The following is a 26294-nucleotide window of genomic DNA, read 5'->3' as shown; positions in this document are numbered from 1 at the left end:
CTCGTCCAGGGAGGTTCGTGATGAAGGCATTGGTGTACAACGGTCCGGGTCAGCGGAGCTGGCAGGAAGTGCCGGATCCGGTGATCCAGGATCCTGAGGACGCGATCGTACGCGTCGACGCGGTGACGATCTGCGGCACCGATCTGCACATCCTGAAGGGGGATGTTCCGACCGTTGAGCCGGGGCGGATCCTCGGTCACGAAGCAGTTGGCACGATCACGGCCGTCGGTAGCGGCGTCCGCGGTGTGGCGATCGGCGACCGGGTGCTGATCTCGTGCATCACCGCCTGCGGCCGGTGTGAGTACTGCCGGCAGGGCCACTACGGTCAATGCCTCGGCGGTGGCGGCTGGATCCTCGGCCACCTGATCGACGGCACGCAGGCCGAGCAGGTCCGGGTACCGTTCGCCGACCGCTCGGTGTACAAGCTGCCGGACAACGTCAGCAACGAGGAGGCGGTACTGCTGGCCGACATCCTGCCGACGTCGTACGAGGTCGGCGTACTCAACGGTAAGGTCTCACCGGGCGACACCGTCGTGATCGTCGGCGCCGGCCCGATCGGGCTGGCGGCACTCGCGACCAGCAAACTGTTCTCGCCGTCACGGGTCGTGGTCGTCGACGCCGCGGACTCGCGGCGCAAGGCTGCCCTTGAGCGCGGCGCCGATCTGGCCCTCGGACCGGACGAGGACGTCGTGGCGCAGGTTCGGGAGCTGACTGGTGGGCTCGGCGCCGATGTGGCGATCGAGGCCGTCGGCGTACCGGATACCTTCGAGCTCTGCACCCGCGTCGTCCGGCCGGGCGGCACGGTCGCGAACGTCGGCGTCCACGGCGCCCCCGCGACGCTGCACCTCGAGGACCTGTGGATCAAGAACGTCACTATCACCACCGGTCTGGTCGATACGTTCTCGACCCCGAGGCTGTTGTCGATGCTCGCCGCTGGCCGACTCGAGATGCCCGGTCTGATCACCCACCGGTTCGGCCTCGACGAGATGCAGGACGCCTACGACGTCTTCGCCGACCCGGCCACCACGGGCGCCCTGAAGGTCGCACTGTTCGGCGAGAAGGGGGTCGAGTAGTAGTCAGAGAGCCGCGGTCCGCGCCTCAGATGGCGTGGACCGCGGCTTTCGTTTGCCGGATCAGGCGGGTGCGAAGGTGATGGGCTGAATGACTTCGATGCGGTTGCCGACGTGGTCGCAGACCGGTAGGTCGTGGTAGATCTCCCAGCTGTCTCCGCTCGCGATCGCGTCGTCTGCCTCCAGCCAGTGCTCGATGGCCTGGTAGGTCAGGTCGAGCTTCTCGTCCGGGGCAGTGTGCCAGACGGCGACCACCGGACCGCCTGGCAGCACGGACTGCTCAATGGGTGTGTTGGCCGGGATCGGGGCGGAGACGGGGAATCCGGCCTCTGCCTCGATCACCCCGTCGGACATTGTGCGCCAGCGTGCGAACGGGAAGCCGACGGGCGCGATGTCGTGGTGCCGCAACTGCTCGGCGACGGCGGCGCACGCCGACGGAACCCAGTCCACCAACTGCTCGGGGCGCAACCGGGTGCGGCGGACTGCGGTCGGTTGTTCGGGAAGGGCTCGGACTTGGCACATGCTGACTCCGCGGGCGCCTTAGTGAACCACGGCGATCGGCGAATGGACGTGGTGCAGGACGCTCTGGCTCACGGATCCGAGGACCAGTCCGCTGAATCCGCCGCGGCCACGGGAGCCGACGACGACCAGGTCGGCGGACTCGGAACGCCGTACCAGGGCCTGGGCCGCTGAGCCTGGGACCAGTTCGGTCGTCCACTTCACGTCCGGGTGATCCGCGGCCGCGCCGGCGACGGACTCGGCGACGAGCAGCCGCGACTCCTCGCGGACCTTCTCCTCGTCGAACTGCAGCATGGATGCGCCGTCGGCATAGGTGAGGAACGGGCTGGTCCACGCGTGGACGGCGACGACCTGAGCGTGCAGCGAGTCGGCTTGGTCGAAGGCGAAGTCGATGGCCTTTGCCGAGGCCTTGGAGCCGTCGACACCGACGACGATGGTCGGCCCGTCCTGCCCGTGCGGCTGCTCGTCGTGCGGGATCACCACGACCGGGCAGTCCGCGTGCGCGGTCACCTGGACGGCGACCGAGCCGACGAGCAGTCCGCTCCAGCCTCCGAGTCCGCGCGATCCGAGGACCACGAGCCTGGCGTCCCGAGACGCGTCGATCAGGGTCTTCGGAGCGGACCCGCCGAGGAGACTGGTCTCGATCCGCAGGCCAGGGTGCTGCTCGCGGATGCCGGCGGCTACCTCGTCGAGGCCTTGCTGGCGGGCGGCTCGGATCGCCTCGAGCGGGACGACCTTTCCGGGCGACGGCCGGGTGATGATCACGATCTCGAAGGCCTCGACGATCTGCAGTGGGGCCATTGCACGGTCGGCTGCGGCGGCGGCCCAGTTCAGCGCTGAGAGGCTGCCGGGAGAGCCGTCGTACCCGATCACGATCGGGGTGGGCTGTGTGGACATGATGTCGATCTCCTTGGGTGTTCAGAACCAACGGTCGAGGGAGTCGCGCCAGTCGAGCCGGGACGTGTGTCCGGCGGGCTGGGCGGGGTAGCCGATCCGGATCACCATCTGCGGCCAGGCATGACCGCCGATCAGCTCGCGGACCGCGAATCGGGGGACAGGGCGTTCCAGTACCTGATTCAGGAAAGAGGCCGTCAGGTCGTACGAAGTGGCGACCAGGAGCATCCGCTGCAGGGCGAGGCCGGCGGTGACCCAGGCGGTGCCGTCCTCGCCGGCAGTGCTGAGTACGGCGATCGTCGGTTGCCTCTCGTAGACAGCCTGGCTCCGATGGGCGCTGTCGAAGCCGAGCGCCAGGTCCCGGACAACGGCCGGGAGGGCCGGTAGCGGGCCGAGCGCGTTCTCGTGGACCCCGTCGCCCGATCGGTCGCCTCCGATCCAGTGCAGCCGCTCGTGCAGTCGGTCCTCGTCGATACTGTCCGCGGAATCGGTCTGCTTCAGCAGTGCATCGAGTTGTTGCGTCGTGGCCGGGTCGAGCCAGTGGAGCTGCGCGTTCTCCTGCCGTGCGGCGTCGTCGAGCTGGTGCTGGACCCGCGGTGGGATGAGGCGGCCGAGCAGGGGGCCGCGGTACGTATGCCGGGCGGAAACCTCGCCGTACAACGTACTCAGCCCCGCGACCGGTGCCTGGCGATCCGCGAGGAAGAGCCGGGCCACGACCTCGGGCCGTGCCGGGTCGGGGTCGACGGCCAGGCGTGACTCGTAGCCGAGCATCGCCGCGGCGACGCGGACGTTGAAGGCCGCCGCTCCGAGGCCGATCCGGGCACCTCGGCCGGCCGGATCGGCGACCGGCAGCGTGCGCTCTTCGTCGAGCAGTACGTCGATCACCGGCCCGTGGATCTCGAACCGCCACGGTTGCGTGTTGTGCATCGACGGGGCGTGCGCCGCGGCCGCGAGCACGATGCGGATCTCGTCATCGGTCAGTACGGCGTTCGCGGCGGGGCCGCCTCGAATGACCTCGGCCATGGGGCACCTCCGTGGATAGACATGGCTTCCGATTTCAGCCTGGACGCGGCTCCGCGCCGCGGACACCGGCATACGTCCCGGGACCGAGGGGCCGTTCGGCTCCCGCGAGTGAGGTGCGAAGGGCTCTGACCGTCGGCGACACGAGGTCGCAGGATCGAGGTGTCGGAATCGAGTGAAAGGACGACATCATGACCACTAGGCAGCGGCAAGACCTGCCGGCTCCTGCAATGCAGCCCGACGGCGATCGGCATCCGATCATCACCACGGCGGCCGGGCGTGCGCTCGGCGTCCTGCGGATCGCGTACGGCCTGAGTTTCTTGTGGGCGTTCGTGGACAAGGTGTTCGGCCTCGGCTACGCGACTCCGTCCGGTAAGGGCTGGATCGATGGTGGCGACCCGACGGCCGGGTTCCTGGGCAAGGGTACGAGCGGTCCGATGGCCGATTTCTACCAGTCGCTGGTCGGTGACTGGTGGGTCACGCCGCTGTTCATGATCGGCCTGGCCGGTATCGGTCTCGCGCTGACGCTCGGTATCGGGATGCGCATCGCCGCGGTGTGCGGTGCGTTGCTGTATCTGCTGATGTGGTCGGCGAACCTGCCGCCGGAGACCAACCCGGTGCTGGACGACCACATCCTCGGCGCCATCACCGTCGTCACCCTCGCACTGGTTGCCGCTGGCAACGTATGGGGTCTGGGCAAGTGGTGGAGCAGCCTGGACTTCGTCGGCAAGTACCCGTGGCTGCGGTGAGCGACATGACCGTCAAGCCGGTCATCCACGTCGGAGTCGACGGCTCCTGGCGCGACACCGGTGCCCTGGAGTGGGCCCTGCAGGAGTCGTTGCTCCGGCGGGAGCCACTCCAGGCGGTGCATGTGATCGACGATCGAGTCCGGCGGGCCTCAGGGCTCGAGCCGGATCTGGTCGACGACACGGCGATGGAGCTCATCACCGATGTCCAGAAGAACCTGGACGCGAGTCCGGGCGCATTGGACCACGAGGCGGGCCTGATGATCGGGCCGCCGGCCCGGATCCTGACCGAGGCGGCGGCGAACAGCCGGATGCTGGTTGTCGGCCGCCGGGGGCTGGGAACGTTCAAACGGCTGCTGATCGGTTCCACCTCGGAGGCGGTCGCAGCGCACGCGAACGTCCCGGTTGTGGTTGTGCCGGAGCACTGGAAGCCGTCCGACCACGCGGGACCGATCCTGGTCGCCCTCGACGACGGGGACGGCAACGCCGCGGCGATGGAGTTCGCCACCACACTCGCTACTGAGCGGAACCTGCCGATCCGGATCCTGCACGTGTGGGATCTGCCGGCCGTCTTCAGCTGGGACGCGGTCAACACGGCCGGCGTCAGCTCCGAATGGGCCGAGCATGCCCAGCGGTACTTCGACAACGTCGCCGCGGAGTGGCACCAGAAGTACCCGAACCTGACCATCGAGGTCGACATCCGGCGCGGGCACGCGGTCGACGGTGTCGTCACCGCGGCCGAACAGTCCGACGCCCAGCTCCTGGTCGTCGGCACCCACCACCACACCCGGCTGGCGTCGGCTCTCCTCGGCTCCGTGACGCGAGGAGTACTGCACCACACGGTGTGCCCGCTGGCCGTCGTACCTACGCAATTCTGAGGTGAGAAAGATGAGTGACTGGAACCGGACCGGCCCGGTAGTGGTCGAGGTCGACGGAAGCGCGGAAAACCTTCGCGTAGTGGACTACGCGTCCGCCGAAGCCTTGCGGACGGGCGCGGAGCTGGTGCTGGTCGCGCCGTACTCCGCGCACGGTTCGTACTCTCCGATGATGCCGGGCTACGCGCCGAAGCCGCCCGCGGAGGCAGCCGACGCCGCGGTCCGGGCAGCTGTGGCGCATGTGCGGCACCGCGACGGATACGCGACCGAACTGGTCGCGCTCACCGAGGAGGGCTCCCGGCTCCGCGTCCTCGCGACTGCGGCGCGCAAGGCCCGGATGCTCGTGGTCGGGCGTTCGCGCAGTCGTGGCCCACAGCGGCTGGTGCACACCCAGGCCAACCTGACGCTGGCAGCGCGGGCCGGCTGCCCGGTGGTCGTCGTACCGCTGTCCTGGAAGCCGTCGCTGGTCGACCGGAAGGTTGCCGTCGGCATCGATGGTACGGCGTTGTCGACCGAGGCGCTCGAGTTCGCCTTCGGGGTGGCGGCGGCACGGGAGGGTGACCTGATCGTGGTTCACGCCGGACTGCCGGCCGAGCGTCCGTTCGCGGACGAGGATCCGGACTGCTCGTGGATCAGCCGGGCCGACTACATCCTGTCCGAGAACCTGGCCCCGTGGACGAGGCGCTTCCCGGACGTGAAGGTGACGCGCTTCCTGAGTAGCCGTCCGCCGGCAGCGGCACTGGTGCACGAGAGCGGCGACGTCGGACTGATCGTCGTCGGCGCGCACAGCGGCCCGTTGCCGATCGACCCGGTCGCGCGGCGTTCGACGGCCGCGATGACCTGCCCGGTCGCGATCGTCCCGCACCACCTGACCGACGCCGAGGGCAAGCGCCTGGACGCTTCCCGCACGAGCGTCGGATCGCACTGAGCGGAGGGAGCAATCATGTCCGAGACCGTTCGAGCCTTGATCGTGTACGAGACGATGTTCGGCAACACCGAGCGGATCGCGCGAGCGATCCGTGACGGGTTGCGACACCACCTTCCGGCGGACACGGTTCCGGTCAACCGGGCGCCGAGCGTCGTACCCGATGATGTCCGGTTACTGATCGTCGGGGGACCGACGCACGCGTTCTCCATGAGCCGGCTGTCGACGCGGCAGGAGGCCTGGAAACAGGGCGACGTGGTGTTGCCGATCGAGGTCGGCATCCGCGAATGGCTGGCCGCGCTCGAGCCGCCGACCGGACGTCGATCCGATCTGCTCCGGGTAGCGACCTTCGACACCCGGATCGCCAAGGTACGGCGGTTGCCGGGCTCGGCCGCCCGCTCGGCGGCGAAACTGCTCCGCCGGATGGGCCTACGGCCGCTGACCACGTCGGAGAGCTTCTTCGTGAACGAGACGACCGGCCCGATCAGCGACGTCGAGATCGACCGCGCGCAGCACTGGGGCGAAGAACTCGGCCGCCTACTGACCGGCACCGCAAAGGTTGCCTGAGAGGACCCGAAATGATGATGCACTCAGCGACAGGTGCCGTGCTCTGGGCCGTGACCGTGGTCGCCCTCTGGGGCGGCGCGGTATGGGCCGCGGTCCAGCTACTCCGGCGCCCACACCGCCAGCCACCCCGGACCATGCCGTCACCCCTCGACATCCTCGAACGCCGCTACGCCGCCGGCGACATGACCCGCGAAGACTTCGACGAAGCCCGAGCCCGCCTCCGCGAACACGAACTGGACATCTGACCCCCGACTTTGAGAAGCCACCAACCATCTTCGCGCCGGAGAAATGGTTGGTGGCTTCTCAAAGTCGGCGGGGGGTGGGTTGCCGGGAGTGGATGGGGCGGCCGGCGTTCGTGGTCTATGGCTGCGGCTGGGGGCGGAGACCGTCGAGGATGAGGGCGAGCATGCGGGGTGAGCGGTCGTCAGGGCCGGGTGCGGTGCGCCAGAGTGCGGCGGTGAGCTGCAGGAAGTCGCCTGGGTCGGCGTCGGTGCGGATGCTCCCGTCCTGCTTGCCCGCGTCGAGAAGCTCGGTGATCGCGGCGACGACCGGCCCGTAGGTCTGCTCGGTGATCGCCTGGTGCGCAGTGGGACTGAGGGCATCGCCGAGGCCGTGCTTCTTCCGCATCGCTTCGACCAGTCCGGTCGTCCACTCGCGCAGCGCCTCGAGTGGCGTCAGCTCGGCGAGAAGCCCGGGCACGGTGGCGATGATCCGTTCGACCTCGTCCTGATAGACGGCCAGTACCAGCGCCTCCCGGGTGGGGAAGTTGCGGTACAGCGTGCCTGCCCCGACGCCCGCGCGCTGCGCGACCTGGTTCATGGAGGTGGCGCCGTCGTCGGCGAAGGCATCGCGGGCGGCCGTGAGGATGCGGGCCCGGTTCTCGCGGGCGTCTGAACGAACCATGAAAGCCTCATCTTGCTAAGTGGAGAGCTCTCCACTACAGTATCCGGAGACCTCTCCACATAGCTTAGAGGAGCATCATGCAGTACATCAAGCTCGGCACGACCGGCCTGGACGTGGCACCGATCGCGATCGGCGCGATGACGTACGGCGAGCCCGACCGCGGGCACCCGGTCTGGTCGAAGGGCGAAGCCGAGGCCCGGCCGCTGATCCAGCACGCACTGGACGCCGGCATCAACTTCTTCGACACCGCGAACCTGTACTCGAACGGGTCCAGCGAAGAGATCCTCGGCCGCGCGCTCAAGGACTTCGCCGACCGTGACGACGTGGTGATCGCGACCAAGCTCCGGCACCCGATGCGCTCCGGCCCCAACGGCCGCGGGCTGTCGCGGAAGGCGATCATGACCGAGATCGACCACTCGCTGCGCCGTCTGGGGACCGACTACATCGACCTCTACCAGATCCACCGCAACGACCACGCGACCCCGTGGGAGGAGACGCTTGAGGCGCTCAGCGATCTCGTCAAGGCGGGCAAGGTGCGGTACCTCGGTGCGTCGTCGATGCACGCCTGGGAGTTCGCGAAGGCACTGCAGCTGCAGAAGCGGCACGGCTGGGCGCGCTTCGTGTCGATGCAGGACCACTACAACCTGCTCGCCCGTGAAGAGGAGCGGGAGATGATTCCGCTGTGCCTCGACGAAGGCGTCGGCACGATCATCTGGTCGCCGCTGGCCCGAGGTCGGCTCGCCCGCGGATGGGACGATGCCAGGTCGACTGCGCGCTCCGAGACCGACGGCGCCTACGCGGACACGCTCTATTCGCCTGAGCAGGAGGCGTCCAACCGCGCGATCATCGACGCGGTCGGACAGGTGGCACAAGGCCATGGCGTCAGCCGCGCTCAGATCGCACTCGCCTGGCTCCGCCGTCAGCCCGTCGTCACGGCACCGCTGGTCGGGGTGGGCTCGGTCCAGCAGATCGACGAGGCGGTGGCGTCACTGGACATCGAGCTCACCGATGACGACGTACAGGCCCTCGAGTCTCCGTACACACCGCGGTACGACTGGCAGGGCGTCTCCGACGAGGCCGAGCTCGACGCGATCCGCCGGCGCATCCCGGGAATGGTGCTGTCGTGAAGGAGAAGGCAGGGTTCACCAGGAGCGGATGCGGCGGCCGGTGACGCGGTGGGGCTGGATGGCCATGTAGCTGTCGCGGGTGCCGCCGGCCCAGGGCTCGAGGTGGTTGCGGACGGCATCGATCTCCTGGTCCTCGGCCGGGCGGACGGTGCCGTTGACCAGGACGCTCCAGCCGTCGTGCATGCCTTCGTCGACGGCGTCGAGCTCGAAAGCGATCGGGTCGAGGTCGAACTGCGCGACCGCGCTGTCGGACGCGGTGCGGAACAGGATCAGCTCGCCCAGCGTGCAGTAGGTCACCGGGAGCACGACGAGGCCGTCGACGCCGTCGTACGCGATCCGGCCGACATCGCCGCTGTTGATCAGCTGGGTGCACTCTTCTTTGCGCATGGGTTCGAGGACGGGTACGACGGGTGTGTGCCGGGAACGTCTCGGTGGGTCGCTCCTGGTCAGATCGATGACACTGATGTCGAGGGCATGCGCGAGCCGGACCAGCTCGGCGCCGGTGAGGGCGAACGGGCGGGTCTCGATGTGCTCGACGCGTTCCGCTGTCAGCGCGGTCCGTTCGGCGACTTCCGCGATGGTCAGGCCGAGAGCCTGCCGGCGGTGCCGGATCCGGGTGCCGAGGTCGCTCTGGCGACCGGTGGTCTCAAGGTCCATCAGAGTCTGCCCTTCGTGTCGGTCTGTAGCTCCAATCAATCAGCCGGACAGCCGCGCAGGCAGGGTCCGAGGTCACGGACAAGCAGGCCGGACGGCACGGACGGCGGACGATCCACCCTCAAGGTCCGGACGGATTCGGTGCCGGTAAAAGTCCCGGCAAAGGTCCCGGGCAGGGCGGGACCGTGGTCCCTGGCGAGTAGCGTGGGGGTCGCGGGATGCTGAAGCGGGCGCCGGTCCGGGTGGGGTACGGCGTGATGCCGAAGGAGACGGTCATGACGATCAAGGTGTTCCTGCTCGACGACCATGAGGTGGTGCGGCTCGGGCTGCATCAGTTGCTCGATGCGGAGCCGGACATCGAGGTCGTCGGTGACGCCTCGACCGCGGCGGAGGCGATCGCGCGGATCCCCGCCGTACGCCCCGACGTCGCCGTCCTGGACGTCCGGCTGCCCGACGGCGACGGGATCACCGTCTGCCGGGAGGTCCGCTCGCAGATGGACGAGCCGCCGGCCTGCCTGATGCTGACCTCGTTCTCGGACGACGAGGCGCTGTTCACCGCGATCATGGCCGGCGCCGCCGGGTACCTGCTGAAGCAGATCCACGGCCAGGCGCTGGTCGACGCGGTACGCCGTCTCGCCGCCGGTGAATCGCTGCTGGACCCGAGCATGACGGTCAAGGTGCTGGAACGCCTGCGGCACCCCACCGAAACCGAGGACCCGCGGTACGCGTCGTTGACCGAGCAGGAACGCCGCATCCTCGCCGAGATCGCCGAGGGCAAGACCAACCGCCAGATCGCCCAATCCCTCTTCCTCGCCGAGAAGACCGTCAAGAACTACGTCTCCTCCCTGCTCCGCAAACTCAACCTCGAGCGCCGCACCGAAGCCGCCGTCTTCGCCATCGAACACACCAAGAAGCAGCCCCACGACTGAGGGCTCCGCCGGCCGCTGGCCCGCTGATCTGGTGTGATGCCGGGATGACGGCAGAGCGACCGATGCCAACGCAGGACGACGTGCTCGGGTACTTCGACACACTGTCGAACTGGGGACGGTGGGGCGACGACGAGCTCGGCACCCTGAACCACATCACCGACGACGTCCGGCTGGCCGCGGCGAGGGCCGTGCGCCACGGCCGGAGCGTGTCGTGTGGCTGGGAGGTCGCCGTACCGGAAGAGATGGAGCGGTCGACGACGGCGTGCCCGTGTGCCGCCGACATGCCGGGCGCCGAGCACATGCCGACCGCATTCCACAACGACCGGCGCTGGGGCTTCTCGAACGAGCGGCTCGGCATCTTCTTCCACGGCAACACGATCACGCACATCGACTCGCCCTGCCACCTGTTCTGGGACGGGAAGATGTACAACGGTCGGTCGCACTCGTTGGTCGACGCTGCAACAGGATCGGCGTGGGCTGCCGTCACAGCGGCGGCGGACGGGATCATCACGCGGGGTGTCCTGCTGGACGTGGCGCGGGTTCGCGATGTGCCGTGGCTGGAACCGGGTGAGGGTGTGTTTCCCGATGATCTCGAGGAGGCCGAGCGTCGTCAGGGTGTGCAGGTGCGACCCGGCGATGCGGTCCTCCTGCGGACCGGCTATGGCCGGGCTCGGCACGAAGCCGGTGTGGCCGGCGGTATAACGCAGGCCGGCTGGCACGCGTCCTGCCTGCCGTGGCTGCAGGAACGCGGGGTCGCGCTGATCGGCGCTGACACTCCTCAGGACGTTCAGCCGTCGGGGTACGACGGCGTGTTGATGCCGGTTCATGCCGTGAGCCTCGTGGCGATGGGTCTCTGGCTGCTGGACAACTGCGACCTGGAGATGTGCGCCACGACAGCTGTTGAGCTCGGCCAGTGGGACTTCCAGCTCGCGGTCGCGCCGGTCCGGTTCGCGGGTACGTCCGGCAGCCCGGTCAACCCGATCGCCACCTTCTGACCGCGGGACTCAGCGATGCTGGATCGGTCTGGCCGGAGGGGTCAGCCGAGGTAGTAGTCGGCCGGGCGGGTCGGACGGTGCCAGGTACTGCGGCGGGTGGCTTCGATGGCGGCGCTGATGTCCGCGGCCCAGGCTTTGATCTTGTCCCAGTCGCGGGAGTCGCCGGCCAGGCTGCCGCTCGCGAGGCGGCGGGCCAGGAAGCCTTTGGCGGTGTCAGGTTCGAGACGGCCGGCGAAAGTCACCGCCGGCGTTGCGCCGATCTCGTGGGCGAGGTGGGCGACAGCCGACGGCATCGTCTGCTCCTCGTCCTTGTCGGGGCCGACCGGGCCGCTGTGGAACAGCCAGACCTGGCGCTTGCGGAGCTCCTCGACGTTGTGGCGAAGGAAGCGGACGGCCGTCCTCCGCCAGCGGCGGATGTACAGTGCGCTGCCGAGTACGACGGCGTCGTACGGCTCGATGTCCTTGACCTGCGCGACGTCGAGCACGTCGACGCTGTGTCCGTGTGCACGCAGCTCGTCACCGATCGCCTTGGCGATGCCGGCGGTCGCGCCCATCTTGCTCGCGTAGGCGACCAGTACCTTCTTGGACATCAGAGCCTCCTTCGGTCAACTCCAGAACACCAGCGTGGCCGGGCCCTCCGGCAGTGCCGAACGACCCGGCTACGGAGGACTTTCGATCGCTGCACGGGGGATGATCGCGACCGGGCAGGGCGACTGATTCAGTATGGTCTGGCTCACCGATCCGAGCAGGAGGCCGGCGAACCCACCGTGTCCCCGCGATCCGACGACCAGCAGTTGTGCGTCGGCCGACCATTCCAGCAGCATCTCGGACGGATGACCGGTGACCTCGATCAGCTCGGCCTTGCGCGCGTACGGGCGGACCGCGGCGTGCAGGTCGTGGTCGTCGTCCTCGCCGTCCAGGACCGTGACGATCCGGGCCGGTAACTGATGCCTCCGGGCGTACTCGAGACCGAATTCGACTGCGGCGCCGGCGGCCGGCGAACCGTCGTACCCGATCACCACGAGGCTGCCTGGGAGCGCGTCCTCGGTCGGTCGTACGACGACCAGGGGGCAATGCGCATGTGCGGACAGCTCGACACCCGTCGAGCTGACCACCAGACCGAGCAGGCGCCCGGTGACGCGGCTGCCGATCACGATCAGGTCGGCCGTCCTCGACTCCGCGAGCAGCACCGCCGGCGGGAAGCCGTCGACTCTGGTTCCCGTGACCGGCACCCCGGGCGAGAACTTCTGTGCCAGCTCGACGGCCGCGGCGATGATCTGGTCGGCCTGGGCGCGGAGCCCCGGTGCCGTGTCGCTCGGGCCGAGTGGCACGCGGAACTCGGCCCAGACGAACGCGTGCACCAGGTGCAGAGGTACTCCGCGCGCGGCGGCCTCGGACGCACCCCAACGGATCGCGTTCTCGCAGTCGGGGCGACCATCGATGCCTACGGCAACTGTCATGCCGGCCTCCTTCGCCAGTGCCAGTTACGGATCTCGGGCAGGTCCTCGCCGTGCTCGAGGATGTAAGCGTGGTGACGGGCCCGCTGGTCGATGAGCCACTGGCGTACGTCGGCGGCGCGCTGCCCGAGACCCGGCACCCGGTCGATGACGTCGAGCGCGAGGTGGAAGCGGTCGAGGTCGTTGCGGACGACCATGTCGAACGGCGTTGTCGTGGTGCCTTCTTCCTTGTACCCGCGGACATGCAGGTTCTCGTGGTTCGCCCGCCGGTACGTCAGCCGGTGGATCAGCCACGGATAACCGTGGTACGCGAAGATCACCGGCTTGTCCGTCGTGAACAACGCGTCGAAGTCGGCGTCGGGCAGCCCGTGCGGGTGCTCGGTGGCCGGCTGCAGGCGCATCAGGTCGACCACGTTGACGACCCGGATCTTCAACGACGGCAGGTGCTCGTGCAGCAGACTCACCGCGGCCAGTGTCTCCAGGGTCGGTACGTCGCCCGCGCAGGCCATCACCACATCGGGCTCGCCCTCGTCGTTGCTCGCGAACTCCCAGACGCCGGCGCCGCGTGCGCAGTGCAGCGCGGCCGCCTCCGGGCCGAGCCAGTCGGCCTGCGGCTGCTTCCCTGCCACGATGACGTTGATGTAGTCCTGGCTCCGCAGACAGTGGTCAGCGGTCGCGAGCAGCGTGTTGGTGTCCGGCAGCAGGTAGACGCGGATGACCTCTGCCTTCTTGTTCACGACGTGGTCGATGAAGCCCGGGTCCTGGTGCGAGAAGCCGTTGTGGTCCTGCCGCCACACGTGCGAGGTGAGCAGGTAGTTCAGCGACGGGATCGGCCGGCGCCAGGGGAGCGCGCGGGTCACCTTGAGCCACTTCGCGTGCTGGTTGACCATCGAGTCGACGATGTGCACGAACGCCTCGTAGCAGGAGAACCAGCCGTGTCTGCCGGTCAGCAGGTAGCCCTCCAGCCAGCCCTGACAGGTGTGCTCGCTGAGGATCTCCATCACCCGTCCGTCGACCGCGAGATGCTCGTCGGTCGGCAGTACCTCGGCGTTCCACGCTTTGCCGGTCACGTCGTACAGGGCGTCCAGCCGGTTGGACGCGGTCTCGTCCGGACCGAAGACCCGGAAATTCCGGTACGGCAGGCTGGCGCGCATGACGTCGCGGAGGTAGTAGCCGAGGACCCGGGTCGGCTCGTGCTCGGTCTCACCAGCACTCTGCACAGGCACGGCGTACTCCGTCAGCGCCGGCAGATCGAGGTCACGCCGGAGCAGTCCACCGTTGCTGTGCGGACTCGAACCCATGCGCCGCTCGGCGGCCGGAACTTGTCGCAGCAGTCGCTCCACGGGCCGGCCCTCGGAGTCGAACAGCTCCTCCGGGCGGTAGCTCCGCAGCCAGTCCTCGAGCATGCGCAGGTGCTCGGGCGAGGTGCGTACACCGGCCAACGGCACCTGGTGCGACCGCCAGGTCCCTTCCACCGGTACGCCGTCGACCTCGCGCGGACCGGTCCAGCCCTTCGGCGTACGCAGCACGATCATCGGCCAGGGGCGGCGCGGTGCGTCCGGGTGGGCCCGTGCCTCGGTCTGGATCGCGGTGATGTCGTCGAGGACCTGGTCGAGCGTGAGCGCGAGGGCCTGGTGGACGTGGTCGGGTTCGTTGCCCTCGACAAGGTACGGCCGGTAGCCGTACCCCTCGAACAGCCACGTCAGTTCGTCGTCGCCGATCCGGGCGAGCACCGCGGGGTTGGCGATCTTGTATCCGTTGAGGTGCAGGATCGGGAGTACGGCGCCGTCGGTGCGGGGATCGAGGAACTTGTTCGAGTGCCATGAGGCCGCCAGCGGACCGGTCTCCGCCTCGCCGTCGCCGATCACACAGGCGACGACGAGGTCGGGGTTGTCCAGCGCGGCGCCGTACGCGTGACTGAGCGAGTACCCGAGCTCGCCGCCCTCGTGGATCGATCCCGGCAGTTCGGGGGCCACATGGCTCGGGATGCCGCCGGGGAAGGAGAACTGGCGGAACAGCCGGGCCATGCCGGGCGCGTCCCGGGAGACATCTGGATACGTGTCGCTGTAGCTGCCTTCGAGCCAGGTGTTGGCCGCGATCGCCGGGCCGCCGTGACCGGGGCCGATGATGTACATCATCGAGAGGTTCCGGCGGCGGATCACCCGGTTGAGATGGGTGTAGAGCATGTTCAGGCCGGGGGTTGTACCCCAGTGGCCGAGAAGACGCGGCTTGATGTGCTCTACGCGGAGTGGTTCGGTCAGGAGCGGATTGGCGAGCAGGTAGATCTGCCCGGCGGCGAGGAAGTTGGTCGCGCGCCAGTACGCGTCGAGGTCAGCGACCTCCTCGTCGGACAACGGCTTACCGGTCAGCTCATGCATAGGTTCTCCTCGGTTCGCCCGCTCCGCTGGAGAGATCGACGACCTGGTCGACGGCCTCGAGATCGCGGTAGCGGTGGGTGATCAGGAGCGTCGTACGCCCCTCGGTTGCGTCGGTGATGTCGTGGATCAGGTCGTCGGCGGTCGGGCCGTCGAGGTGGGCGGTGGGTTCGTCGAGGACGAGTACGGCGGGATCCGCAAGCAGCGCCCGGGCCAGCGTCAGGCGCTGACGCTCGCCGCCGGAGATGCGGGCGCCACGTTCGCCGACCGGGGTGCCCAGTCCGGCGGGTTGCCGCCGTACCCAGTCTCCGAGCCGAACCCGGTCGAGTGCCTCGAGGAGCTCGCGGTCGGTGGCGTCGGGTCTGCCGATCAGCAGGTTGTCGCGGACGGTGCCGTCGAAGACGTGGTCGTCCTGCCCGCAGAGCACGACGACCTGCCGGTACGACGTCTCGTCGATCGCGGTCAGATCGGTCCCGGCGAGCGTGACGCTGCCGGCGTCGGGTGCGAGGAATCCCATCAGCGCCGCGGCCAGCGTGCTCTTCCCGGATCCGCTCGGTCCGATCAGCCCGACCCGTTGCCCCGGTCGCAGATCCAGATCGAACCCTGTCAGCGCCGGCGTGGCAGCGCCGGGCCAGCGGATGGTGAGATGCTGCGCGGACAGAGTGCCCGAGTCGGCGGATTTGGTGCCCCAGGCAACTGAAGGGTCCGGGAGATTCGTCAGGGCGCGCAGCCTGTCGGCAGCTGACCAGCCACGGACCAGATGACGGGCTGCTGCAGGAAGGGGCGTGATCAGTTCGAAGGCGGCCAGCGGCGTGAGTACCAGCACAGCCAGGACGACACCGGCGAGCCGTCCGTCCCGGACCGCAGGGACCCCGACCAGGACCTCGCCGATCACCGTGAGGGCGAGCGCCGCGTTGGTCACGGCCGCGCCGACTCCGGCGGCCGACGCCGACCGCTTGAGGATCGCGGTCAGTCGCGTGTCTTGAGTTCCGAGCCGTTGCAGTCGCTCGCCGGTTCCGCCGTACGCGGTCAGGTCTGCCAGGCCGGTGAGGAGGTCGTGGACATCGGTGGCGAGCTCTGATCTGACTGGTGCGAAGCGGCGGTCGGCTTTGGCAGACAGACTGAGTGAGACCACCGGTGCGGCCAGGCCTGCTGTGGCCAGACCGATCAGCAGGACGGCGCCCGCGGCCGGTAGGAGGGCAGTCAGTACGGCTACGGTGATGAGCCCGGTCAGCAGGCTGACCGCGATCGGGAGTACGGCGCGCACGAGAAGGTCCTGGATCGCGTCGACGTCGCGCGTCACGCGGGTGAGCAGATCGCCGGTACGGGTTCCGCCGAGTCCGGCGGGTGCGGCCCGATCGAGATCGAGCCAGGCCTGGATGCGAGTCCGGCCGAGGACCCGGAACGCGGCGTCGTGACCGACGAGCCGTTCGGCGTACCGGAGTACGCCGCGGCCGACGCCGAAGGCACGGACCGCGACGATCGCCACGCTGAGGTACAGGACGGGCGGGTGCTCGGCGGCCCGCGAGATCAGCCAGGCCGAGGTTGCCAGCAGGCCGATCGAGCAGACCATCGCCAGGACGCCAAGGAGTGCCGCGGCGGCCAGGCGCTTGAGCTCTGGACGAACCAGGTCCACCAGCCAGCGGATCGTCATGCCGGCACCGCCGTACGGTCGAGATGGATGACGGTGTCGCACAGTTCGAGCAACGCCGGACGGTGCGTGACGAGTACGACGGTGCGGCCGGCGAACGCTTCCGGGAGCGACTCGAGCAGCGCCTGCTCCGTTTCCGGGTCGACGCTCTCGGTCGGCTCATCGAGGAGCAGCAGGGGAGCGTCGCGGTGGATCGCCCGGGCGAGCGCGATCCGGCGACGCTGCCCGGCCGACACACCGTCACCCCGCTCACCGAGCACAAGCTCAAGCGGTACGTCGACGCGCGCGGCGCGGGCCGCCCGTCGTACGGCGAGGTGATCGGCGGATGCGGCCGTGCCGAGCTTGATGTTGTCCGCGACGGTGCCGGCGAACAGGACCGGGTCCTGGCCCATCCAGGCGACGTTGCGCCGCCATTGCTCCAAGTCGGCCTTCGCCAGATCGATGCCTCCAGCAAAGAGTCGACCACTGTCCGGGCGGATCGTGCCGAGCAGCAGACCGAGCACCGTGGACTTCCCACCACCGCTCGGACCAACGATGCCCGTCACCTGACCTGCTGGGATCACGATCGACAGGTCTTCGATCGCTCTCGCCTCCCGGCTGTTCACGGTGATGTCCTGGAGAACGATCGCGGCGGTCGGGTCGGCGATCTCGTGGCCGGGTTCTGGAGTGGTCTGCTCGATGACTTCGAACAGTTCGTCGGCCGCGGCCAGTCCTTCGGCGCTGGCGTGGTAATGCGTGCCCAGGAGCCGCAGCGGCAGGTAGGCCTCCGGCGCCAGGATCAGGACCAGCAACGCGGTCTTCAGGTCCAGCCGGCCGTCGACCAGCCGAAGACCGACGGACACCGCGACCAGCGCGACGGAGAGTGTTGCTACGAGTTCAAGGACGAGCGACGACAGGAAGGCGATCCGCAGCGTGGCAAGCGTCGTACGCCGCTGGCGGTCAGCGAGGCGGCGGATCGTCTCGACCTGGGCGCGGGAGCGGCCGAAGACCTTGAGGGTCCCGATCCCCGCCAGCACGTCCAGGAAGTGATGGGCGAGCGTCTGCAGGGTCTCCCATTGGCGAGCGGTCGCCGCCTTGGTCGTGAGGCCGACGAGGACCATGAAGATCGGGATCAGCGGAAGCGTGACCACGACGATCACGGCACTCAGCCAATCCGCGGTCAGCATCCGGGCCGCGACCACGAGCGGGACGATGCCGACGAGCACGAGTTGCGGAAGGTACCGGGAGAAGTACTCGTCGAGCGCATCGATCCCGCGGGTCGCCAGGGCGGTGAGCTCGCCGCTGCGTTCGCCGGTCAGCCATCGCGGGCCTAGGGCAACGATCTTGTCGAGGAAGCGCATCCGCAGTTCGGACTTGACCGCGGCGGAGCACCGCTGCGCGACAACCTCGGCGATCCAGGAGAGCGCGGCCCGCCCGAGCAACGTGGCGGCGAGCGCCGTCACCGGAGCGCGGAGTCGATCGAGTCCGAAGCCGCCGAGGAAGGCGTCGGCGATGATCCCGGCCAGCAACCAGGCCTGGACCAGGATCAGGACAGCCTGTGCGGTACCGATCACAGCCGACAGCACCAGGAAGACCCTGGTGCTGCGGGTGTGGCGGAGCAGGCGGCGGTCGACAGCCGGCATCAGGCGACCTTGACCTGCGGGATGTCGTCCCGAGTGAGCCGTTTGCGGAAGATCCAGTAGGTGTAGCCCTGGTAGAGCAGGACGATCGGCGTGAAGATGACCGCCACCCACGTCATGATCTTCAGCGTGTACGGCGTCGACGCGGCGTTCGTCGTGGTCAGGCTGAACGCCGGGTCGGTCGTCGACGGCAGGACGTTGGGGTACAGCGTCACGAACAGGGTCGCTGCCGCGAGCACGATGGTGGCCGCCGTACCGAGGAAGCCGAGCCCGTCGCGGCCGGCCCGCGAGGCGAGGATTCCGGCGACGAGGCACACCGCCGCGAGGAGGGCCAGCGCCCAGGTGATCCAGGAACCGTCGAACGACTGGGTCCAGATCAGGAAGGCTGCCGCCAGTACGACGGCCGCGGCTCCTACCGGGAGAACCAGTGCGCGCGCCCGATCACGTACCGGTCCGTGTGTCTTGAGGGCGAGGAAGATCGCACCGTGGAGGGCGAAGAGCACCAGCGTGGTCAGTCCGCCGAGCAACGCGTACGGATTGAGCAGCGTGAAGAAGTTGCCGGTGAAGTCGTGGTTGGCGTTCAACGGCACACCGCGCACGATGTTGGCCAGCGCCACACCCCAGAGCAGAGCCGGTACGGCGCTGCCGATCACGATCGCGAGATCCCATCGCCGGTGCCACGCCGCGTCATGGAGCTTGTTGCGGTACTCCAGCGCCATGCCGCGCACGATCAGGGCGACCAGGATCACCAGCAGGGCGAGGTAGAAGCCGGAGAAGAGGCTGGCGTACCAGAACGGGAACGCGGCGAAGGTGGCGCCGCCGGCGACCAGCAGCCACACCTCGTTGCCGTCCCAGACCGGTCCGATGGTGCGCAGGGTGACCTGACGGTCGACCGCGTCCTTGGCGACCACGGGCAGCAGCATGCCGACGCCGAAGTCGAAGCCTTCGAGCACCAGATAGCCGGTCCAGAGGACGGCGATGAGCAGGAACCAGACGTCAGTGAGTCCCATCGGAGTCTCCTCAGTACAGGAAGGCGGCTTCAGACTGATCAGAGTCCGCCGCTTCGGTGTCGGGCTCGGCCGGGACGGTCCGTGCGAAGCGGAGCAGCAGGACGACCTCGATCACCGCGAGGACGGCGTACAGCAGCGTGAACGTGATCATCGAGGTGAGTACCGATCCGGCGCCCACGGTCGGCGAGACCCCGTCCCGGGTCTGCATCAGCCCGAAGACGATCCACGGCTGCCGGCCCATCTCGGTGAAGATCCAGCCGAAGCTGTTCGCGAGGAGCGGGAGCAGCGGCAGGACGATCGCGCCGCGGACCAGCCAGCGGGACGGCGCGCCACGTTCGCGGCGGCGCAGGTACCACAGCGCGATCAGGGCCATCAGCGCTGCCAGCGCTCCGAACAGGATCATCAGCCGGAACGTCCAGTAGGTGACCGGGATGTTCGGTTTGTAGGTGCCCGGCCCGAAGCGCTGCTCGTACGCCTGCTGGAGGTCGTTGATCCCCTGGACCTTGCCGTTCCACGTGCCGGTGGCCAGGAACGACAGCCCGTGCGGAACGGTCAGCGCCCACACCTCGCGCTGCCCGTCGAGCGAGCCGATGGTCAGCACCGAGAAGCCGGCGGGCCGCGAGGTGTCGTACAGCGCCTCGGCTGCGGCCATCTTCATCGGCTGCGTCTCGGTCATGATCTTGCCCTGGATGTCGCCGGTCACGAAGACCGCGACGGCGGCGACGAGAACGGTGATCGCGCCGAGCTTGGCCGACGGCCGGAAGAGCTCGGTGCGCTGCTTCCCGCCGCGCAGCAGGTGCCACAGCGCGATCCCCAGCATGAAGGCCCCGCCGGTCAGGAAGGAGGCCGCGATGGTGTGCGGGAAGGTGGCGAGCGCGACCTTGTTCGTCAGTACGGCGCCGAAGTCGTGCAGCTCGGCGCGTCCGCTTGCCTGGTTGTAGGTGTATCCGACCGGCCACTGCATCCAGGAGTTTGCGGCCAGGATGAAGTACGCCGACAACTGGGTGCCGATGGCAACGAGCCAGATCGAGGCCAGGTGCATCTTCTTGGGCAGCTTGTCCCAGCCGAAGATCCACAGCCCGAGGAAGGTGGACTCCAGGAAGAAGGCGAGCAGACCCTCGATCGCCAGCGGGGCGCCGAAGATGTCACCGACGAACTTCGAGTAGGCGCTCCAGTTCATCCCGAACTGGAACTCCTGGACGATGCCGGTGACCACGCCGATGGCGAAGTTGATCAGGAACAACTTGCCCCAGAACTGGGTGAGCTGCCGGTACTTCAGCTTCCCGGTCCGGTACCAGGCGGTGTGCAGGCCGGCTACGAGAGCCGACAGGCCGATGGTGATCGGCACGAACAAGAAGTGGTAGACGGTGGTGATGCCGAACTGCCACCGTGCCAGGTCGATCGCATCCATGGTCCTCAGCGTCGCGGTCGGCGCCGGTGAGGTCCTAGAGGCGAAGGTCCCGTGGCCCGGGACCAACGGCACTGGCCCGGGGGAGCCGTCTCGCGGTGGGCTGGTGTGGTGTCGGAGGGAGCTGGGATGACGGCGATCGAACGGCCGGGGACATCGCCCGGAACGGGCTGGGACGTGCTGGCAGCGGACGGATCGGTGGTTCGGATCCGGCCGATCCGCCTGGACGACGAGCCGGCGCTGGCAGCGATGAACCAGCGGGTGTCGGACGAATCGATCTACCTGCGGTTCTTCGGCATCAATCGGGGCATGGCCGACGACTACACCCATCATCTTGCGGCCGAGCCGGGCGGACACGTCGCGCTGGTTGCGGAGTACGGCGACAACGTCGTTGGTGTCGCGAGCTACGAAGCGCTGCGCACCGGTGAGGCGGAGATGGCCTTCCTGCTCCAGGACTCGGTCCATGGCCGCGGCATCGGGACGCTCTTGCTGGAGCAACTGGCGGCGACGGCTCGGGAGAACGGCATCGAACGGTTGCGTGCCGACACGCTGGGTGAGAACGCCAAGATGCTGCGCGTCCTGGTCGGCTCCGGTTTCGAGCCGGTCCGCAAGCTGGACAGCGGCGTGGTCGAGTTGGTGCTCGACACGGCGTACCACCCTGCGACCCTGGAGCGGATGGCCGATCGGGAGCGGGCGGCCGAGAATCGCTCGCTGCATCGCCTGTTCTCCCCGCAGACCGTGGCCGTGATCGGTGCCGGCCGCAAACCTGGTGGCATCGGGCACGAGCTCCTGCTCAACATCGTCAAGGGCGGCTTCACCGGTTCCGTGTACGCCGTGAACCCGCGAGCCGACCAGATCGCGGACGTGCCGGCGTACCCGTCGATCTCGGCGGTTCCACACACAGTCGACCTGGCGGTCATCGCGGTTCCCGCGGAGCGCGTGCTCGGTGTGCTGACGGAGTGTGGCGAGAGCGGCGTCGGCGGCGCGGTTGTACTGACGGCCGGATTCTCCGAACTCGGATCGGCCGGTCGCGAGCTGCAGCATCAGATGCTGGCGATCGCTCGCCGACACAGTATCCGGCTGATCGGCCCGAACTGCCTCGGCCTGGTGAACACAGCCCCGGACGTGAGCCTGAACGCGACGTTCGCCGAGGTATCGCCCACGCCCGGAGCGCTGGCACTCGCTGCGCAGTCCGGCGCCGTGGGCATCGCGGTGCTGGAGCACGCCGGGCGGACCGGGCTGGGAATCTCCGAGTTCGTTTCCCTCGGCAACAAGGTCGATGTCAGCGGCAACGATGTGCTCCTGCATTGGTGGGGTGACCCACGAACTGCGGTGATCGGGCTGTATCTGGAGTCGTTCGGGAACCCGCGCAAGTTCGGCGGGCTGGCCCGGATGATCGGCCGGACGAAACCGATCCTGGTCGTGAAGGGCGGCCGCTCGGTCGGCGGACGCCGGGCCGGCGTCTCGCACACCGCGGCCGCCGCGACACCGGAGACAGCCGTCGACGCGCTGTTCGCGCAGTCCGGCGTACTCCGGATGGACACGGTCGAGGAACTGGTGGAAACAGCTCGCGTACTCGCCGTACCGCCGCTGCCGCAGGGCCGTCGGGTCGCAGTCGTCGGGAACGCCGGGGGAGCGGGCATCCTGGCCGCGGACGCCGCAAGCCGGCTCGGTCTGCAACTGCCCGAGTTCGGTCCGGCGGTCCAGCAGAAGCTCGCCGCGCTCGGAGCAGTGGGTACGGCGAACCCCGTCGACCTCGGTGCCGCCGCGTCGCCGACGAGCCTCGAGCAGGGCTTACGGGTGATCGTGGCGAGCGGCGAGGTCGACAGCCTGGTGGTGAACTACGCCGTCACGCGGGCCGGGAACGTCGCCGACATCTATGCCGCGATCGCCGCTGCCGGGGATCACGCCGATCTCCCGATCGTGGTGAACTGCGTCGGATCGGCGCAGGCCGCTCCGGAGATCGCGCTGGCCGACGGGCGCAGGATTCCGGTGTTCCCGTTCCCCGAGAGCGCGGTCCGTGCCTTGGCCCATGCCGTCCGCTACGCCGAGTGGCGAGCCCGGCCGCAAGGCGTCGTACCGGAGCTGCCGCGGGTCGACGCTGCGGGGGCACGGGTCGTCGTAGAACGATTCCTGCGACACACACCCAGCGGCGGGTGGCTGGATCCACAGGAGGCGAGTCAGCTCCTGCGCTGTGCCGGCGTGCCGATGATGCCGGTCCTGACCGCAGTGACGCGCTCGAAGGCGATCGCCGCGGCCGAGACCGTCGGCTACCCGGTCGCGTTGAAGACAGCCGCACCCGGCGTGGTGCACAAGACCGACATCGGCGGTGTCCGTGTCGGCCTGGCGAACGCAGTGCAGCTAGGACAGGCGTACGACGAGATCACCGCCGCAGCCGGCGGCCCGCAGGTGCTGGTCCAGGCGATGGCCCCGGCCGGTACCGAGCTCGTCATCGGTGTCGTCCGGGATCGGCTTTTCGGGCCGCTACTGATGGCCGGCAGCGGTGGAGTGCTGACCGACGTCCTGGCCGATCGGCAGTGGCGCGGGTTGCCGCTGACCGATCTGGACGCGCTCGAGATGCTTCACTCGTTGCGGTGCGCTCCGGTGCTGGCCGGATACCGCGGCGCGCAGGCTGCCGATCAGGACGCTGTCCTGGATGTCATGCAGCGAATCGCCTGGCTGGCGAACGCGGTCCCCGAGCTCGCAGAGCTGGACATCAACCCGCTGGTGGCCGCCCCGGCCGGCGCGTTCGCGGTCGACGTACGGATGCGACTGACACCGGCGGCTCCCGAGCCGGACTGGTACGCCCGCCACCTACGCGGCGACCAGCCCTGACTCAGAGTCGGACCCGCTCGAGGTGGCTCGGCGTGACCGCGGTCCAGTCGAGCTCGTCGTGGATCCGCCGGGCGAGCTCGGCGCGGGCATGGTCCTCGCCGTGGACGACGTACACGGTCTCGGGCGGCCGTGGCGCCGAGGAGAGCCACCTGATCAGCTCGTCGGAGTCTGCGTGGGCGGAGAACTCCGACATCCCTACGACGTCTGCACGCACCGGGATGTAACGGCCGTGGATCTTCACCGAGCGGGTACCGTCGAGCAGGGCCCGGCCGCGGGTGCCCGGCACTTGGAAGCCCGGGAGTACGACGGTGTTGCGCTTGCCCGGGAGCAGCCGGGCCAGATGGTAGAGAACGCGCCCGCCGGTAGCCATACCGGATGCCGAGATCACGATGGACGGCCGGCCGGGATCGCTGATCCGCATCGACTCCTCGACCGTGTGGACGAGATGCACTGTGCCGGGGTCGAACGGGTCCGGGCCGCCGAGGATCTCGGGACGGAGCTCGGGCGACTTGTTCGAGACCGCCGCGCGATAGACGTTCAGGGCAGCCAGGGCCATCGGACTGTTGACATAGACGGGCAGCCGCGGAACGAGTCCGGCCCGCATCAGACCCGCGAGCTCGTGCAACAGGACCGCCGTACGGTCGATCGCGAAGGCCGGCATCAGGACGACCCCGCCGCGGGCGGCTGTGGTGCTGATCAGGCGGGCCAGCTCGGCATGGTCGAGCGGCTGGTGCTGGCGATCGCCGTACGTTGCCTCGATCAGGACCGTGTCGACGGCCGGCGGAGGTTCGGGCGGGCGGAGCAGAGGATGCTCCTGGCGGCCGAGGTCGCCACTGACCAGCAGACGGTGGCCGTCGAACTCGAGCTCGGCGAAGGCCGACCCGAGGATGTGACCGGCGCGGTGAAGAGTCACCGCCGTGGACTCGGCCAGATCGGTCCTGTCGACGGTCGGGCGGAACAGCCGGATGGCCCGTTCGGCGTCCTCGGTGTCGAACAACGGCCGCGGCGGATCGTGCCTGGAGTACCCTTCGGCGCGGGCATGCTCGGCGTCCTCGACCTGGAGGTGGGCGGCGTCGCGAAGCACGATCGCCGCGACGTCCGCCGTACCGGGGGTGCAGATCACCGGACCGTGAAAGCCGTGCCGGACCAGGCCGGGCAGATAGCCGCAGTGGTCCAGGTGCGCGTGGGTGAGGACGACAGCGTCGAGTGACGCCGGATCCACCGGGAACGGGTCCCAGTTGCGTCGGCGCCACCGGGCCTCGCCCTGGAACAGGCCGCAGTCGACCAGGATCCGTTGCCGGTCCCGTTCGAGCAGGAACTTGCTGCCGGTCACCGTCCCGGCGGCGCCGAGGAAGGTGAGCGCGGTCATGGAGCGTCTTCGAGGGTTGGTTCGAAGCGGGCTGCTACCCGGCTGAGGGCACGCAGGGCTGCCAGTGTTTCGGCGACCTCTTGGTGGCAGTTCGGCGGATGGACGGTCCGGTAGAGGTGGTCGCGAAGGTCTTGGAGGTGGTCGAGGAGATGTTCGATCTCGTCGACGATGATCCGGTCGTTCGGCTGCTCGGCGGTGAGGATCGGGACGATGCGGCCGCGGAAGGCGGTGAGCGTGTGCAGAGCTTCCGTCAGCCGCTGCTCTTCGAGGAACCAGTCGTCGGACTGGCTGGTGCTGGCGATGTTCTCGAGGTCGGCCTCCCAGCGGTCGATCTCCTGGCGCAATGTGGTCATGACTGCTCCTCAGGCAGGAAGTCTGCGACCGGCCGGCGAGCGGTGCCGGTGTGGGTCCGGGTGCGGCCGAATCGGATGATCATGTGGGCGTTGCCCGGGCGCTGGGTCAGGCGCTGGACCTTGGTGCGCAGGTCGTCGTACTCGAGTGGCTGGTTGAGGAACGATGCGCTGACGCCGGCCCGGGTCGCGGTCAGCAGGACTCGCTCGAGCGCGGCGCCGGCGACGACCTGATCGGCCGGGTCGTCGAAGTAGGTGGAGAGGATGGCGAGTTCCGGGCGCTCCTCGAACTGTCGTTCGTCGCGGAGTCGATCGGCCGGTCGGGTGCCCATGTCCCGGACAGCCGCGGGATAGCTGGTCGATCGCGGTCCGAGGGCCGAGCTGGGAATGCCGTCGGCGGTGCGTTCGCCGCCGACCCAGTGGCTCCGTTCGGTCCGCCGGTGCCAGTCGTGGATCTCGCGCAGGTCCGTGTCGAGCACCAGGTCGAGGAGCGTGTGGACCTCGGTCTCGCCGAGCCAGGTGAGCTCGGCGCCCTCGGCGTACGCCGCCTGCAGCAGCGCAACGCGCACGTCGTCGGCGAGTGGAGTGGCGTCGGCCGGGTGGCGGTCGGTGTGGCGGTACGGGATCTGTGCTGCGAGGTCGAGCAGGTCGTCGTTGCGGGCGCCGGTGGGTTCGAGGACGACGCGGGCGAGCAGATCGGGTTCCTCCGGGTACGGCGCCAGCCCGAACCAGGTGCCGTACCCGAGGTTCTCGGCCGCGCACCGGAGGTTGAAGGTGGCGGCGCCGGCGGCGATCCGCATCGCCCGGCCGGTCGGGTCCTCAGCCGGGAGCGTGCGAGATCCGTCCAGGTAGACGTCGATCACGTGGCCCTCGACCTCGAACCGCCAAGGCTGGGTGTTGTGCATGCTCGGTGCGGCGATCGCCGCCGCGAGCAGGATGTCGACATGCTCTTTGGGCAGTTGCTCGGACACGGGGTGCTCCTCCCACTGGTCTCCT

General features: G+C 68.9%; 25 protein-coding genes. 10 read left to right on the top strand and 15 right to left on the bottom strand.

Annotated elements, in window-relative coordinates; translation table 11 throughout:
* Nucleotides 1–20: 20 nt before the first annotated feature.
* Nucleotides 21–1073, top strand: a complete 1053-nt coding sequence (locus OHA18_RS41695; RefSeq protein ID WP_329000940.1) for a zinc-dependent alcohol dehydrogenase family protein — start codon at nt 21–23, stop codon at nt 1071–1073.
* 60 nt (nt 1074–1133) lie between these two features.
* Here OHA18_RS41695 and OHA18_RS41690 read toward each other — a convergent pair whose 3' ends face one another.
* Genes OHA18_RS41690 through OHA18_RS41680 form a run of 3 tightly spaced genes read right to left on the bottom strand, consistent with a single transcriptional unit; the run spans nt 1134 to nt 3506 of the window.
* Nucleotides 1134–1592, bottom strand: a complete 459-nt coding sequence (locus OHA18_RS41690) for a GyrI-like domain-containing protein (protein WP_329000939.1) — start codon at nt 1590–1592, stop codon at nt 1134–1136.
* An 18-nt stretch (nt 1593–1610) separates the two neighbouring features.
* Nucleotides 1611–2486 (bottom strand): universal stress protein, encoded by an 876-nt coding sequence (locus OHA18_RS41685; protein WP_329000938.1) that lies wholly within the window; start codon nt 2484–2486, stop codon nt 1611–1613.
* Nucleotides 2487–2507: 21 nt separating this feature from the next.
* Nucleotides 2508–3506 carry an Acg family FMN-binding oxidoreductase gene (locus OHA18_RS41680; protein WP_329000937.1) on the bottom strand — a complete coding sequence of 333 codons (999 nt, stop codon included), beginning with the start codon at nt 3504–3506 and terminating at the stop codon, nt 2508–2510.
* 188 nt (nt 3507–3694) lie between these two features.
* Between OHA18_RS41680 and OHA18_RS41675 the strand changes: the two genes are divergently transcribed.
* The 5 genes from OHA18_RS41675 to OHA18_RS41655 are packed head-to-tail and all read left to right on the top strand — an operon-like array spanning nt 3695 to nt 6861.
* On the top strand, nt 3695–4252 hold the full coding sequence (locus tag OHA18_RS41675; RefSeq protein ID WP_329000193.1) for a hypothetical protein: 558 nt from the start codon (nt 3695–3697) through the stop codon (nt 4250–4252).
* Nucleotides 4253–4257: 5 nt separating this feature from the next.
* Nucleotides 4258–5127 carry a universal stress protein gene (locus OHA18_RS41670; protein ID WP_329000936.1) on the top strand — a complete coding sequence of 290 codons (870 nt, stop codon included), beginning with the start codon at nt 4258–4260 and terminating at the stop codon, nt 5125–5127.
* A 10-nt stretch (nt 5128–5137) separates the two neighbouring features.
* On the top strand, nt 5138–6052 hold the full coding sequence (locus tag OHA18_RS41665) for a universal stress protein (RefSeq protein WP_329000935.1): 915 nt from the start codon (nt 5138–5140) through the stop codon (nt 6050–6052).
* A gap of 15 nt (nt 6053–6067) precedes the next feature.
* Nucleotides 6068–6616, top strand: coding sequence for a flavodoxin family protein (locus OHA18_RS41660; RefSeq protein ID WP_329000934.1), 549 nt, complete (start codon nt 6068–6070; stop codon nt 6614–6616).
* Nucleotides 6617–6627: 11 nt separating this feature from the next.
* A complete protein-coding gene (locus tag OHA18_RS41655) occupies nt 6628–6861 on the top strand; it encodes an SHOCT domain-containing protein (protein WP_329000933.1) in 234 nt (77 codons plus the stop codon).
* 115 nt (nt 6862–6976) lie between these two features.
* On the opposite strand, the gene OHA18_RS41650 is transcribed toward OHA18_RS41655, so the two are convergent.
* On the bottom strand, nt 6977–7519 hold the full coding sequence (locus OHA18_RS41650; RefSeq protein ID WP_329000932.1) for a TetR/AcrR family transcriptional regulator: 543 nt from the start codon (nt 7517–7519) through the stop codon (nt 6977–6979).
* Nucleotides 7520–7596: 77 nt separating this feature from the next.
* Here OHA18_RS41650 and OHA18_RS41645 point away from each other — a divergent pair, with 77 nt between their 5' ends.
* Complete coding sequence (locus tag OHA18_RS41645; RefSeq protein ID WP_329000931.1) at nt 7597–8646, top strand: aldo/keto reductase; 1050 nt, start codon at nt 7597–7599, stop codon at nt 8644–8646.
* A gap of 15 nt (nt 8647–8661) precedes the next feature.
* Here OHA18_RS41645 and OHA18_RS41640 read toward each other — a convergent pair whose 3' ends face one another.
* Nucleotides 8662–9303, bottom strand: coding sequence for a helix-turn-helix domain-containing protein (locus tag OHA18_RS41640; protein WP_329000930.1), 642 nt, complete (start codon nt 9301–9303; stop codon nt 8662–8664).
* Between the two features lie 215 nt (nt 9304–9518).
* Here OHA18_RS41640 and OHA18_RS41635 point away from each other — a divergent pair, with 215 nt between their 5' ends.
* Together OHA18_RS41635 and OHA18_RS41630 are read left to right on the top strand one after the other, a co-directional pair.
* Nucleotides 9519–10229, top strand: a complete 711-nt coding sequence (locus tag OHA18_RS41635) for a response regulator (RefSeq protein WP_442914362.1) — start codon at nt 9519–9521, stop codon at nt 10227–10229.
* A gap of 62 nt (nt 10230–10291) precedes the next feature.
* A complete protein-coding gene (locus OHA18_RS41630; protein WP_329000929.1) occupies nt 10292–11224 on the top strand; it encodes a cyclase family protein in 933 nt (310 codons plus the stop codon).
* A gap of 41 nt (nt 11225–11265) precedes the next feature.
* Here the strand turns inward: OHA18_RS41630 and OHA18_RS41625 are convergent, their stop codons facing one another.
* The 7 genes from OHA18_RS41625 to OHA18_RS41595 form a co-directional block, all read right to left on the bottom strand.
* Complete coding sequence (locus OHA18_RS41625; protein ID WP_329000928.1) at nt 11266–11814, bottom strand: flavodoxin domain-containing protein; 549 nt, start codon at nt 11812–11814, stop codon at nt 11266–11268.
* A gap of 69 nt (nt 11815–11883) precedes the next feature.
* The gene (locus tag OHA18_RS41620) at nt 11884–12684 is read right to left on the bottom strand and encodes a universal stress protein (RefSeq protein WP_329000927.1); all 801 of its coding nucleotides are present in this window, start codon (nt 12682–12684) and stop codon (nt 11884–11886) included.
* Nucleotides 12681–15059, bottom strand: coding sequence for a phosphoketolase family protein (locus OHA18_RS41615; RefSeq protein WP_329000926.1), 2379 nt, complete (start codon nt 15057–15059; stop codon nt 12681–12683). Before OHA18_RS41615 ends, OHA18_RS41620 begins: the two co-directional genes overlap by 4 nt.
* Nucleotides 15052–16710, bottom strand: coding sequence for a thiol reductant ABC exporter subunit CydC (gene cydC, locus OHA18_RS41610; RefSeq protein WP_329000925.1), 1659 nt, complete (start codon nt 16708–16710; stop codon nt 15052–15054). The genes OHA18_RS41615 and cydC overlap by 8 nt, the downstream gene beginning before the upstream one ends.
* A complete protein-coding gene (gene cydD / locus OHA18_RS41605; protein WP_329000924.1) occupies nt 16707–18329 on the bottom strand; it encodes a thiol reductant ABC exporter subunit CydD in 1623 nt (540 codons plus the stop codon). Before cydD ends, cydC begins: the two co-directional genes overlap by 4 nt.
* Nucleotides 18329–19336 carry a cytochrome d ubiquinol oxidase subunit II gene (gene cydB / locus OHA18_RS41600; RefSeq protein ID WP_329000923.1) on the bottom strand — a complete coding sequence of 336 codons (1008 nt, stop codon included), beginning with the start codon at nt 19334–19336 and terminating at the stop codon, nt 18329–18331. The genes cydD and cydB overlap by 1 nt, the downstream gene beginning before the upstream one ends.
* 10 nt (nt 19337–19346) lie before the next feature.
* On the bottom strand, nt 19347–20747 hold the full coding sequence (locus tag OHA18_RS41595; protein ID WP_329000922.1) for a cytochrome ubiquinol oxidase subunit I: 1401 nt from the start codon (nt 20745–20747) through the stop codon (nt 19347–19349).
* Nucleotides 20748–20873: 126 nt separating this feature from the next.
* On the opposite strand from OHA18_RS41595, the gene OHA18_RS41590 reads away from it, so the two are divergent.
* Nucleotides 20874–23579: a bifunctional acetate--CoA ligase family protein/GNAT family N-acetyltransferase gene (locus OHA18_RS41590; RefSeq protein WP_329000921.1), complete on the top strand. Its 2706-nt coding sequence runs from the start codon at nt 20874–20876 to the stop codon at nt 23577–23579.
* A gap of 1 nt (nt 23580) precedes the next feature.
* Here the strand turns inward: OHA18_RS41590 and OHA18_RS41585 are convergent, their stop codons facing one another.
* The 3 genes from OHA18_RS41585 to OHA18_RS41575 are packed head-to-tail and all read right to left on the bottom strand — an operon-like array spanning nt 23581 to nt 26269.
* The gene (locus OHA18_RS41585) at nt 23581–24948 is read right to left on the bottom strand and encodes an MBL fold metallo-hydrolase (protein WP_329000920.1); all 1368 of its coding nucleotides are present in this window, start codon (nt 24946–24948) and stop codon (nt 23581–23583) included.
* Nucleotides 24945–25301: a hypothetical protein gene (locus tag OHA18_RS41580; protein ID WP_329000919.1), complete on the bottom strand. Its 357-nt coding sequence runs from the start codon at nt 25299–25301 to the stop codon at nt 24945–24947. Before OHA18_RS41580 ends, OHA18_RS41585 begins: the two co-directional genes overlap by 4 nt.
* Nucleotides 25298–26269 (bottom strand): Acg family FMN-binding oxidoreductase, encoded by a 972-nt coding sequence (locus OHA18_RS41575; RefSeq protein WP_329000918.1) that lies wholly within the window; start codon nt 26267–26269, stop codon nt 25298–25300. The genes OHA18_RS41580 and OHA18_RS41575 overlap by 4 nt, the downstream gene beginning before the upstream one ends.
* Nucleotides 26270–26294: the final 25 nt, after the last annotated feature.

This window comes from Kribbella sp. NBC_00709, assembly GCF_036226565.1.
Lineage (GTDB): Bacteria > Actinomycetota > Actinomycetes > Propionibacteriales > Kribbellaceae > Kribbella.
Note: the sequence above shows the minus strand (reverse complement) of the source record. Positions and strands in the feature narration are given on the sequence as shown.